Origin of the sequence: Actinomadura sp. 9N407 (genome assembly GCF_044326315.1) — a bacterium.
In the GTDB taxonomy this organism is placed as follows: Bacteria; Actinomycetota; Actinomycetes; order Streptosporangiales; family Streptosporangiaceae; genus Spirillospora.
In genome coordinates this window covers 1-11,497 of record NZ_JBIRAW010000034.1, presented here as the reverse complement: position 1 = coordinate 11,497, position 11,497 = coordinate 1, and the positions used below count along the sequence as shown (strand labels likewise).

Genomic DNA, 11,497 nt, shown 5'->3' with positions numbered 1-11,497 from the left:
TCTACCCGAACGGAACCTTCCGGCGGCCCTCCGAGTCCAAAACCGATATCCCGATCAAGGCCGATATTCCGTTCAAGACAGGAGAACGATGACCCCCGACATCATCGGAGACGCGCTGATCCAGGCCTTCGCAGAACGGGGATACCGCGCCGTCCTGGAGAGTCCCGCGACCCTGATCGTGACCCGCCCGGACGGCGGCAGCGGTCCCGTGGACATCAGCGCCTGGCGCTCGTCCGCGGGCCGCGACTCCCGCGCCGCGCTCCCCGGGCACTCCGCGGACTTCGTCCAAGGCTTCCTCAACGGCCTCGCCAAGGCCGACGAGGCCAGGCGCGCCCAAGACGCCCAGCGCGCCCAGGCCGTCCAGCGCGTCGAGGAGCACTCCGAGATCGGCCGCATGCTGGCCGAGGAGGTCCTCCGCGTCAGGATCTACACCGAAGAGGAGCTCAGCGCCGTACCGGGCATGCGCGAGGCGCTCGTGACCCGCCCACTGGCCCCCGGCCTGCTCCAGTCGGTCGTCGTCGACTACCCCGACGCGATCATGCCGCTGAACCGCTCCTCGATCGGCGGCACGCCGGAGAACGAGATCTTCGGTGCCGCCCTGCGCGCCTCGATCGAGAAGGAGCCCCACTACATCAAGACCGACGAGATCTGGGACGTCCCGATCACGCACATCGGGGAGACCCACCGCTACGTCGGCTCCCACGTCCACGCCCTCAGGCGCCACCTCGGCCCCGCCCCGTACGGCGCCCTGGTCTCCTTCCCCATCCCCGAGTACCTGATCTTCCACGAGATCGGCTCCACCCACCTGTTCGCGGCGATGGAGGCCATGCAGGGGATCAGCCGCAGGCACGTCGAGCAGGGCGAGAAGGCCCTCACCTCGCAGGTCTACTGGTGGCGTGCCGGCGCGTACGAGCAGCTCCCCGAACAGCAGGCGCTCTCCAGCGGCCTCGTCCCGGGCCTGGTCCCCGTGGGCATCGAGGTCAACCACGAGGACAAGAGCGTCGCCGCCCGTACCGCCGAGAGCGACGAGCTCATCAACCTCTGGATGCGCGACCACTCCTGACCGTCAGGGGCCCCTCGTCCCGTGGACCGTTCTGCGGTTCGTTCTGCGGCGGGGGGCCTTCGCGTCGGAGGCGGCCCGAACGGCTCATTCGTCCGGCGAGGCCTCATGCCCGGGCCGCCCCTTGGTACGCCGCCGCTCCTTCAGCCACGCCTCGTACGGGTGCCGCTCCCCACCGACCAGGTCCTCCCGTACGCGGCGCTCCATCTGGCGGAACAAGTCGTAGTACATGTCCTCGAATTCCTCCACGACCTGGAAGGTCCACCGGCCCCGCAACACGTTCCGTCCGAGCAGCTCCGTCCTCAACTCCTCGGCCCAGCCCGCATGCCCGGCCAGTACGAGCAGATCGATCGCGTCTTCCAGCGCGAAGTCCGCCGTCCCCACCAGCTGGTGGAACGAGTACAGGTGCCCCCGGGCCCGCTCGATCGTCTCCAGCGCCTTACTGAGCTCACCCACCGCCCGTACGGTGCCGTCATCCGCCATGCCCCGCCCCGTACCCAGCCACGCCCCGTCCAGACCGAATACGGCGCGAGACGACCTGCCACGGCCGGCTTACCGGATGAGAAGTCGTTTCAGCAGCCCATCCCGCTGCTTGCCCCTTCCAGGTGGGCCGCCCGGCGCCATGGAGTCAGCGCAGCAGTGTGTTGCGCACCGTGATGCCGTGCAGCCGGCGCATCCTGCGCAGCTCGTAGTAGGCGAGCACGGACACCGTCAGGGGCGCCCCCAGTAGCAGCGCCATCGCCACGACGCCCGGCACTCCCTTGTAGGCGTCCGTGAACACGTTGACCAGCGCCATCACCCAGGACGCCGACACGCTCACCAGGGGTGGCACCACCTCGTGGATGTCCGCCGTCCTGAACACATGGGTCAGCGACAGGACGATGCCGTACACCGCGAAAGGGAGCACCCAGAGAAACAGGACCATCCCACCCGGGATCAGGACCACCGGCCCAAGTGCTTCGCGCAGACCGCTGAGCTCGGGCACGGCCGCGAGCACGAACATGAACATGGAGGCGAACATCGCCCCGACCGCGATCAGCGGGTGGCGGATCCGGCGGGCGAACACACCCCGGTTCGGCGGCCGGGCGGCCACGACAAAGGCGCCCACCACCAGGGGCAGAGCGCAGGTGAGGATCAGGACGTTGATCCAGGCGTCGTTGAACCGATCCATCGCCAGTTCCTGGGGAGCGGCGGCCTTGTAGAGCACGGCCACGGCGAGCGTCACCACGATGCCCGCCCAGGCACGGGCGACCTGGAGGCTTCGTACCCGCGAATCGACGATCAGGTCAGGCCGCGAAGGCCGGAACACCGCCCGCGCGGCCAGGAACGGGTTCAGCATCCGCAGGATCCGCCCCGCCCGCGTCGGCGGACGCGGGGGCGGCTGGGGCCCCGGCCGCCATTGCGGCGGCGGCCGATACTGGGGCGGCGCGTACCGCGGAGGCGGGTATCGCGGCGGGTACGGCCGGGGCGGATAAGGCGGAGGCGGGTACTGCGGAGGCGGGCCTTGCTGCCAGGGCGGCGGGGGCGGACCAGCGGGACCTGTCACGGAAAGCTCCTCGGGCGGGTGTCACCGCCGACGTTCCGAACACGCGTCCGGAAGCTGGCTCGAGAACATTGTGCATGATCTACCGCAGCCGAGAAGCTCGAATGACCTGTCTACCGCTACCGAGAGCTTCCTCCCGGCTACCGTCACCGTTGGCCGCGCCTCCCGAAGCCGGAGTGGCCCTGTTCGCGCCCTGGCGTGACGATCTGCTGGACGTGCGGGCTAGGCCTGTGAGCCGGGCCTGGGATGCTGACGTGGTGGAAGTAGACGACACTCATGTCCCTTCCCGGGCCGAGGTGGAGACTCATTGGGTCGCGCTGGCGGAGGGAAGCACCACTCGGGAAGCAGTGCACACATGGACCGCCTGGTGGGTTGAGCACACGAACGCCACCATTGAAGACCCAATGGTCTGGAGTGCCCTGGTTCGACTCCATGGCTTCGACATGACGGCACTACCTGAAACGCCGAACAGGATCACGCATGGAGGCGCGGGACGTTACGTCCATCCAGACGCCCACATCGTGAAGGAACTGGCCCGCTGGCGTGCGATGTGCCGCGAGTACGACGACGACCCAGCGGCATGGGCCGCGAAGGTGCGCCGCCAAGCGGAGCGACATCGCTCGCCGTAGGGCGGCGGCGCGTACCCCATGACAGGCCGTACGACCTTCGCCACGCCAGGGGCTCGCTCTGCCTCACCTCCGGTGCAGGGCACAGCCCATCCGCATGCGCCCTCCGCTCACCGGCACATCGCGTCGATCAGGTCCGAGAAGCCCGGGAACTCCGCCCGCGCCGCCGCCACGATCTCCGCCGTGGAACGGCGCCTACCGGGCGCGTACCGCTCCGCGATCGCCTGGAACGCCTCGTTCGGCTGCGTCCTGCGACCCGGGTCCGTGAACGCCTCGTACGGGCCCGAGCCGGCCGCGAACGACCAGAGCAGGTCACCGAGATCACGGGCTATCACGCCGCACTCCCCCTCGGAAGCGAGATAGACGACCGGCTGCTCGACGATGGGCGCACCTGGCCGGGCCAGCCAGAAACCGGCATAGTCGCCTGCCCCAGTGGCACCGAAGAAGCGGAACTCGCTGCCATCGACCTCTTCGTTGCCGGTCCACAGGCGAAACCACCACGCGGTCTCCTCCGGCGCCTCGAACCGTTCGTACGGCTCGAAATCACAACCGTGAGCCTCGTCGGTCTCTTCGTCCCACTCCCACTCAAAGCCCACGTCGACCACTTGGGCCAGAGCGATGGGCAGGGCCAGATCCTTGAGAGCCTCCGTCATCCTGAGATGCTAAAGCCCCTCGCATCCGGCGGGCGGCGGCCTCCTGGTCCATAACAAAATCAGACGTGCCCCGTGACCAGCCCCGCAGCTTCCCACCTGCCCGCACCCGTCCCGGCGGGTGCGCCCGCGCGAACGGCGAGACGGTGTGACGGTGTGACGGACAGCTTCCCGCACCAGCTATGGCGCCCCTAGGCCCAGGGGTCACGCCCCAGGTACGCGGCCAGTCTGGTGTAAACGTCGGCATCGTCGGGCACCGCCACAACCGGCCCGAACTGGCTCTCCTCGCCGCGGGCCTCAGGCGGGGCGAACCTCGGAAACGCGTCGAGCGCCCGCACCGCAAGGTCCGGGTCCAGGTCGCCGAGCCGTCCCGTGGCGTAGGCGAGGTCCCAGGAGTGCACCGTGAACTCATGTGTGTAGGCGTCCAGGGCTACGCGGCCTGGCAGCGTGGCCCACGGCAAGGTGACCATGCGGTCGAGCATCGCATCGTCGCTCCATACCTGCTCGACCTCGCCGCGAGCTTTGCCGAATGCGTCGGCCCAGCCGGTGTCGTCGACATCGTCGATCACGTCGGGAACATCGGAGACGTCGCGTCCCGCCCCCACACCAGCGACCTTGTGCAGCACCGAGACCATGTGCCCGGCCAGCGCCCGAACGTCATAGTCGGCGCACGGAGTCCTCCTGCTCAACTCGTCGGGACGTACCGCCGCGATCTGCTGCTCGGCCTGCCCCACCGCCAGGGCGAAGAGCGAACGTGGATCATGAATTGGCCGTGTCGTCATGACCGGCACCCTAGGAGGGCCCACCGACAACCAAGGACGCTCGCGCGCGGCCGCGTTTGACGGTCGTCACCAGGCCCGCTTACAGCGAGGAGCCTCAGCCTGCGGGTGTGGGCAGTGCGGTGCCGCGGAGCCCGGCCACCGAGCGTACGAGTGATGCGATCGCCGGCGAATGACTGCTCGGCGGCCATGCGATCACCGTGGTGACGTCCGGTGCGTCGACGACGGGCACCGCCACGTGATCGGGCCACTGCCAGGCACGGCTGGAAGCGGGGATGACGAGCAGCGTCTTGCCGAGCGCCACGAGCTGAGCGAGCTGCGACTGGGTGTGTACCTCCGGTCCGGGCCCGTCCGGGTACGAGCCGTCGAGCCGGGGCCATCGAGCGATCGGAAGGTCCGGCACGTCGCGGACGTCCGCCAGCGTGAGCCGATCGCGTGACGCGAGCGGATGTCCCGCAGGAAGGAGCGCGATCTGGCCTTCGACACAGAGGTCCTCGGTGTCGAACCCGGCGAGGTCGTCGAACGGCCGGTGCATGAGCGCCACGTCGGCGCTCCCGTCGCGCAGCAGCCGCGCCTGCTCGCCGACCTCGCACAGGAGAACGTCGATCGGTGCCGCATCGGGTTCGTGCGCAAGCGCGTCGAGGAGTCGTTGCAGCAGTTCGTGGGATGCCCCGGCTTTCGTCACGAGCACCAGCGGCCGCTTCGGATCTCCGGCACGCCGCGTCCGGCGCGCAGCGGCCGCGGCCGCGTCGAGGACCGCTCTGGCCTCGTGGAGCAGGACCCTGCCGGCATCGGTGAGTGCCGCTCCACGGCGATCCCGGTCGAGGAGTCGAACGCCGAGCCGCCGCTCCAGCAGGCGGATCGCGCGTGACAGCGGCGGTTGTGCGATCCCGAGCCGAACGGCGGCACGTCCGAAGTGCAACTCCTCGGCGACGGCGACGAAGTAGCGGAGCTCACGGGTCTCGAGATCGTCCACGGGCGGACCCTACCGCCTGATACCCGGGGAGTATCACGAGGTGCTCGATCTGTCTTGGACAACGAGTGCGCGACGCGCCGAACATGAGCGAGTGAAAGACACAGGAATCGCGCTGGTCACCGGCGCCAACAAGGGAATCGGCTTCGCCATCGCACAAGGTCTCGGAGCGATCGGCTTCACCGTCGCAGTGGGCGCGCGTGACAAGGCCAGACGCGAGGAGGCCGTCGAGCGCCTGCGTGCCGCGGATATCAACGCGTTCGGGGTCGCCCTCGACGTCACCTCCGACGACAGCGTCACCGCGGCAGCGGCGACCATCCAGCGGACGGCAGGACGGCTCGACGTGCTCGTCAACAACGCCGGCATCTCCGGTCGGACCGACGGCGGCGCGCAAGACCCGACGACGCTCGACCTCGACGTCGTCCGTACCGTCCTCGAAACGAACGTGTTCGGGGTGGTCCGGGTGACGAACGCGATGCTTCCGCTGCTCAGCCGTTCAGGCTCACCGCGCATCGTCAACATGTCGAGCAACATGGGTTCGCTGACGCTGCAGACCGGCCCGATCATGGCCGCGTACGCACCGTCCAAGTCGATGCTCAACAGCGTCACGGCACAGTACGCCCGCCGACTCGCCGACACGAACGTCATCGTGAACGCCGCCTGCCCCGGCTACGTCGCCACCGACTTCACCGGCTTCAACGCGCCGCGGACACCAGAGCAGGGTGCCGCGATCGCGATCCGGCTCGCCACCCTGCCGGCTGACGGGCCGCGCGGCGGCTTCTTCGACGACGAGGGTGCCGTCCCCTGGTGACACGTTTGCGCAGGTCTGCCACTTCATGGTCTTCCAGGTGTGGGAGACGGCGCCAGTAGGCCACCCGGCATCCGACAAGCACCAGCGACAGCGTGAATGGAAACGACCAAGCCCACCAGACGAGCGGCACGAGGGTGCCGTTCGAGGTAACGGTGTTGGAGAAGATCCCCGCGGAGATCATTGCGAAGAAGTCAATCATGACCGTTATCGCGACCGGTCCCCATAAGAGCGGCTTGGTGCGGTGCATCGTCCAGGCTCTCTTCTCGGTGAACGTGAGTGTGCCGTCAGATACCTGAGCACAGGCCGGCGTAGACCCCACGGGCTTGGAGGAGCTGGATTTCAGGGAACGGGCATCGCTGTTCGTGCCGTCGCATCTCTTCCGGCTTCGGCAGACGGCATGATCGGGCGATAGTCCGCGCGACAAGGCGACGCAACTGCTCGAGAGGCCTGCCCAGTGGCCCCAACGGGCATGATCGGTTTGACTCTCAAGCTGACGGACCGAGTTCGATCCCCATCCTCTCCTCATTGGCTCGGTCCAATATCATCCGGACGGTTAAGCTCGGCCCATGGCCTACGTCACGACCCTGCTTGCCGCAGCCATCGCCGTGATAGGGACTGTGGTCGCGTCGATTTACTCCCAGCGAGCTGCGCTTCGAACGAGACAACAAGAGTTCGAGTTGGCCAGGGTCCAGCGGCAAGAGGAGTACGAACTCGCTCGACTCAAGGCTGAGCTCGAACAGCGGCGTGCTTGCTATGTCGCGTTGAACATCGCCATCCGCCGGTACCGGGCAGCAATCAACGATCTCCTGTTCGCCCTCCGGGATGGAGAGGTCAGCGATGGCGTGCGGGGCGAACTGGAAGAGTCCCGTCGTCTGTACACCGAGCGCCATGCCGAAGCGCAGATGACTGTCCCCGGCCATGTGCTCGAGGCTGCCGGAGCCGTACGAGGGCACCTTGGCAGCTGGTTCTCGATGGTCAAGCGGCTGGAGAGCAGCGCTGCACCGGACGGCGATGCCCTCAACACCGCCTTCGACCACAGCGAGCGATTCTGGAGCCGCAATGCGGAGCTGCGCGCGGTAATGCGTGCTGACCTGGGGATCACCGACGCGGACACTGAGGTGGAACGTGGCGTCGACGAGGTGGCGAGGTACTGAAGCCGACGGAACGCAACTCACCGCCGATTCCCGCGTCACCCTCGCTGACCTGTGCAGGAACGCCACTGACCGGGTCGGCGGCTCCGGACCATCCCGCATATATCCCGGATCCTGGTCCTAGGGCCGGAGCGGCCGTTCATCGGAGACGCCGCGCCCGGCAAGCTGAGTAGCCCGCCGCCTGGCTGGGCGTGCGGCCCCGAGTGGTGGCCGGAAACCGCTATCTCCACATGCCTGGTCTTGACGCGCGATCTGGGAACGGCGCCCCTGCGATGCTGGAGTACGCGGCCGACCTGGTTCGCGCCCTGGCGCCTGAGCGGTCCTGGCCGACGCGGCTGCGGGGTGTAGCGGTGGGCTTCGACGATGGCGACTTCGTGCTCACCTGGACGGCATGACGACGGCGGCACGTACCCCCGAGACCGCCGACCGGTGGAGCCAGGCGACCGGTACGGCGTCGCGAGCACCGGTGGGCTCGGCTATCTCGCGGGGTCCCTGGTGCATTCCGGTATCGCTTCGCCGTTCCCGGATGGACCTGCGGAAACGCTCCGGATTCCATTCCGCGCATATTCCGCGACCAGCGGCACCCGGCATGGAACATGTGATGACAGCCGGCGGGCACCTGCCCGAAACCGTCTCTCCACCTGGTCCATCATGATCCACGAGCCGACCTCCGTACCGAGACCGGGCCTAGAACGCCGCCGAGGACGAGTTGCCAGCTGATTGCACACGGTCGGCGTCCCGTGATCGCACCGCAGGTGAACCCGTGTGCGCTCGATCGTCCGTGCCAGTGATCGTAAACCTCCATTGCCGTCATCGCCGCTGTCAACTCCCCTCGTTCTGGAGGAAGGCGACGCGCTGTGCGGTCAGATCGGGACGGGCCTAATCAGGAGCCGACGTTAAGACAGACCACCTGCACATGCCTCACCGTGCACGGGGATCCCAGTGACGTCCCGTACATTTGTGTTTGGGGCATCCTATTGTTGGGCGGGTGCCATGTCCTACGCCTAGGCCGAGCCATGGCACGCGAATCGCCGAACTTTCCGAGGTCGAAGATGAATGACTTCCCGCCGTCCGAGCCGGTGTTCCAGCGCCTCGAGGCGGACGACCCGCGCGAACTGGGCGGCTACCAGATCATCGCCCGGCTCGGTGCGGGCGGGATGGGCCGCGTCTACCTGGCGACCACGCAGAGCGGACGGCGGCTGGCGATCAAGGTGATCCGGCCGGAGTTCGCCGACGACCCCGAGTTCCGGCGCCGCTTCGTACACGAGGTCGCGGTCGCGCAGCGCGTCCTCGGGCCGCGCATCGCGCCGCTCATCGACGCCGATCCGAACGGTCCCCGGCCCTGGCTGGCCACGGCGTACGTGCCCGGTCCTCCGCTGAGCCGGGTCGTCGCCGAGCACGGGGCGCTTCCGCTCCCGGCGGTCCGCGCGGTGATGGCCGGGGTCGCCGAGGCGCTGCAGGTGATACACGCGGCGGCGGTCGTCCACCGGGACCTCAAGCCCTCGAACGTGCTGATGACCGCCGACGGCCCCTGCGTCATCGACTTCGGCATTGCCCGGGCCGCCGACGCCACCCCGCTCACCAGGACGGGCGTACGGATCGGGTCGCCGCACTTCATGTCCCCTGAGCAGGCGCTCGACCGTCCGCCGACGCCTGCGATCGACGTCTTCGCCCTGGGTTCCCTGGCGTTCTTCGCCGCCACCGGACGTCCCGCGTTCGGCGAGGGCCCCGACGCCGCTGTGCTGTTCCGGATCTCGCGCGAAGAGCCGGACCTGACCGGCTGCCCGGCGGAACTCCGCACGCTCGTGTCCCGATGCCTGGCCAAGGACCCGCGGAGCCGGCCCGAACTCCACGCGATCGTCGCGGAGCTCCGGGCGCCGGACCCCGGGCCGGTCCCGGCCGCGATCACCAGCGGCCTGGCCGCCTACGAGACCGTTCCCACGACCCCGCTGCGGGCACCTCGCGGACCTGGATCCCTGCTTCTCCCGATCGCCGCCGGTGCAGTGGCGCTCAGCGTCATCGTCGGCGGCGTCGCGCTGCTCCGCGGGGGCGGTGAAGAGACTCCGCGAACCACGGCCGGCAACGTCCAGGCGACCACGCCTGCGGCCGCGGCCCCGAGTCCGTCCCCGGCCTCCGACACACCCGGCGTCTCCACACCTGGGCCTTCTTGGCCGGGCGAGCCCGTCGGTGCCATCCATGAGACGGGCAGCGTGGAGATGAGCAGTTCCGACTTCGAGCGTGAATACGACCTTGACGCCCTCAAGAATGGACACTTCCCCCTCGGTAGCGATAAGGGCGACCTTGCATGGCGGAATACGGACGGGATCGGCGGTATGAACACAGCCACCTTCTCTCTGATCCCGGGGACGAAGGCTCCGACCCTCGCGGATTGCCGGAGCCTCGGGGAGGACCGCTGGGTACCCGCAATCGAACCCGTCCGGTTCGAACGGCCCACCAGCTTCTGCCTGCGCTCCAGCGAAGAGCGCTATGGCTACCTCCGCACTCAGAGCATCAAGTACGGCGACGACAAGACGAAGGTGGTGCGTAACGTCCGCTTCTACTTTGTTCTCTGGAAGAAGCCCGGAGACCGCTGACGCCTCCGGCGATCTCCGGCAAGATCGGCGACGTCCAGGACCGTCCCCTCGCAGATCCCCTGATCAGCACCGCACAGCCCGCGCCCCCTTTTCCAGGATCATCCGAGCGTGTCGTCAGCACCGACGTCAGCGTCTGGGGCAAAAGAATGGGCGATGTAACGCATAGCCCGCTCCCATGGATCGAATACAAAGAACCGCCGGGGACGGTGGTGGTGGTGCACGCAGCGCGGCTTCCGGTGCGCGGGCCGTGGCCGGCCCTGCGCTCCGATTCCGCTTGCCCTCGGATAAGTGGGTCCTGCGTCAAGAGGTTCTGGGTTCGTCCGGTGCGATGGAGGCGGTGAGAAATGCCCTCGAATCCCGCTTCCACATCAAGATAAGGGCGATCAGACCGCAGACCCAGATGAGAACGGTGATGCTGTGGTCGATGTAAAACTTCGTCCCATAGTCGTACTTGGACACCGCTTTGGAGACGATCGTGATGACGACCAAGACCGTCCATACGGTGAACAGACCGAACAGGATTCTGGCGGCGATGCGGACATAGGGTCGACCTTGACGTGTATGAGCGGCAATGAGGCACCACAGGCCGATCTCAAACAGAAGAAAGGCCATGCCGACGAACTCGAATCCTTGGACGGGGGCGCTAATGTACAGATCAACAAATTTCAGAAAGAAACTAAACGCAGCCAGACCGGCGGCCACCAGCATGACTCCGAACGCGAGCGTAATACTGGAAGGGCGCACGGAGCCATTGTAAAAGCGCTCGCGAGACATGGGATGCATCAACGTCCTCCTGCGTGTTTGTAACGGTGCCCTTGGTTGGACGCCCCCAGGCAGGACCAGGTTCGCGCATCCGATGCCTCAAATACGACGTTGCACGGGAGAACTACCAGGTCCTGGTACCGCCGCCCAAACGTCAAACAGCATCGATCAGGCCGCTCCATGTCCATAGGGGACATCCGTCTCCCGCCGGCAGCCCCTTCTGGATGGCCTATGGGCCATCGACCGGCCACGACCAGGCCGGCGCGAAGGGGAAGCCGCGGCCCTCACGCTGTCGTTTGCCGGAGCCCTCACCGGTGAACGTGCGGAGGCGAGCCGGTGTACCCCTGCGGAGGCTCTTAAAAGTGGAACGTGGCGTCGACGAGGTGGCGAGGTGGCGAGGTGGCGAGGTGGCGAGGTACTAAGAGGGCATCTCATTTGGTGAGTTGGCGGTGGCAAATGAGGGTGGCGGCGATGCCGACGAAGGCCAGGAAGTGCTCGGGTTTGCGTTCGTAGCGGCGGTGCAGGCGGCGGCAGCCGCTGAGCCAGGA

At 67.6% G+C, this 11,497-nt stretch carries 12 protein-coding genes and 1 pseudogene; 6 read left to right on the top strand and 7 right to left on the bottom strand.

Annotated elements, in window-relative coordinates:
* The first annotated feature begins 88 nt into the window (after positions 1–88).
* Positions 89–1,063, top strand: coding sequence for a hypothetical protein (locus tag ACH34Q_RS37600; RefSeq protein ID WP_395987948.1), 975 nt, complete (start codon positions 89–91; stop codon positions 1,061–1,063).
* 84 nt (positions 1,064–1,147) lie between these two features.
* On the opposite strand, the gene ACH34Q_RS37595 is transcribed toward ACH34Q_RS37600, so the two are convergent.
* Entirely contained in the window at positions 1,148–1,543 is a 396-nt protein-coding gene (locus ACH34Q_RS37595) for a hypothetical protein (protein WP_395987947.1), read from the bottom strand.
* A gap of 145 nt (positions 1,544–1,688) precedes the next feature.
* Positions 1,689–2,399 carry a hypothetical protein gene (locus tag ACH34Q_RS37590; RefSeq protein ID WP_395987946.1) on the bottom strand — a complete coding sequence of 237 codons (711 nt, stop codon included), beginning with the start codon at positions 2,397–2,399 and terminating at the stop codon, positions 1,689–1,691.
* Positions 2,400–2,860: 461 nt separating this feature from the next.
* Between ACH34Q_RS37590 and ACH34Q_RS37585 the strand changes: the two genes are divergently transcribed.
* Positions 2,861–3,232, top strand: a complete 372-nt coding sequence (locus ACH34Q_RS37585) for a hypothetical protein (protein ID WP_395987945.1) — start codon at positions 2,861–2,863, stop codon at positions 3,230–3,232.
* 107 nt (positions 3,233–3,339) lie between these two features.
* On the opposite strand, the gene ACH34Q_RS37580 is transcribed toward ACH34Q_RS37585, so the two are convergent.
* From ACH34Q_RS37580 to ACH34Q_RS37570, 3 genes are all read right to left on the bottom strand, one after another.
* Positions 3,340–3,882 (bottom strand): SMI1/KNR4 family protein, encoded by a 543-nt coding sequence (locus tag ACH34Q_RS37580; protein WP_395987944.1) that lies wholly within the window; start codon positions 3,880–3,882, stop codon positions 3,340–3,342.
* 188 nt (positions 3,883–4,070) lie between these two features.
* Positions 4,071–4,661 (bottom strand): TIGR03086 family metal-binding protein, encoded by a 591-nt coding sequence (locus ACH34Q_RS37575; protein WP_395987943.1) that lies wholly within the window; start codon positions 4,659–4,661, stop codon positions 4,071–4,073.
* A gap of 94 nt (positions 4,662–4,755) precedes the next feature.
* Positions 4,756–5,634: a LysR family transcriptional regulator gene (locus ACH34Q_RS37570; RefSeq protein WP_395987942.1), complete on the bottom strand. Its 879-nt coding sequence runs from the start codon at positions 5,632–5,634 to the stop codon at positions 4,756–4,758.
* Between the two features lie 91 nt (positions 5,635–5,725).
* Here ACH34Q_RS37570 and ACH34Q_RS37565 point away from each other — a divergent pair, with 91 nt between their 5' ends.
* From ACH34Q_RS37565 to ACH34Q_RS37550, 4 genes are all read left to right on the top strand, one after another.
* Positions 5,726–6,442 carry an SDR family oxidoreductase gene (locus ACH34Q_RS37565; RefSeq protein ID WP_395987941.1) on the top strand — a complete coding sequence of 239 codons (717 nt, stop codon included), beginning with the start codon at positions 5,726–5,728 and terminating at the stop codon, positions 6,440–6,442.
* Between the two features lie 566 nt (positions 6,443–7,008).
* Complete coding sequence (locus tag ACH34Q_RS37560; RefSeq protein WP_395987940.1) at positions 7,009–7,596, top strand: hypothetical protein; 588 nt, start codon at positions 7,009–7,011, stop codon at positions 7,594–7,596.
* A gap of 227 nt (positions 7,597–7,823) precedes the next feature.
* Entirely contained in the window at positions 7,824–7,988 is a 165-nt protein-coding gene (locus ACH34Q_RS37555) for a hypothetical protein (RefSeq protein WP_395987939.1), read from the top strand.
* Between the two features lie 657 nt (positions 7,989–8,645).
* The gene (locus ACH34Q_RS37550; RefSeq protein ID WP_395987938.1) at positions 8,646–10,187 is read left to right on the top strand and encodes a serine/threonine-protein kinase; all 1,542 of its coding nucleotides are present in this window, start codon (positions 8,646–8,648) and stop codon (positions 10,185–10,187) included.
* A 300-nt stretch (positions 10,188–10,487) separates the two neighbouring features.
* On the opposite strand, the gene ACH34Q_RS37545 is transcribed toward ACH34Q_RS37550, so the two are convergent.
* Together ACH34Q_RS37545 and ACH34Q_RS37540 are read right to left on the bottom strand one after the other, a co-directional pair.
* A complete protein-coding gene (locus tag ACH34Q_RS37545; protein ID WP_395987937.1) occupies positions 10,488–10,931 on the bottom strand; it encodes a hypothetical protein in 444 nt (147 codons plus the stop codon).
* Positions 10,932–11,380: 449 nt separating this feature from the next.
* Positions 11,381–11,497: pseudogene (locus ACH34Q_RS37540) on the bottom strand (IS5/IS1182 family transposase); the annotation flags it as partial.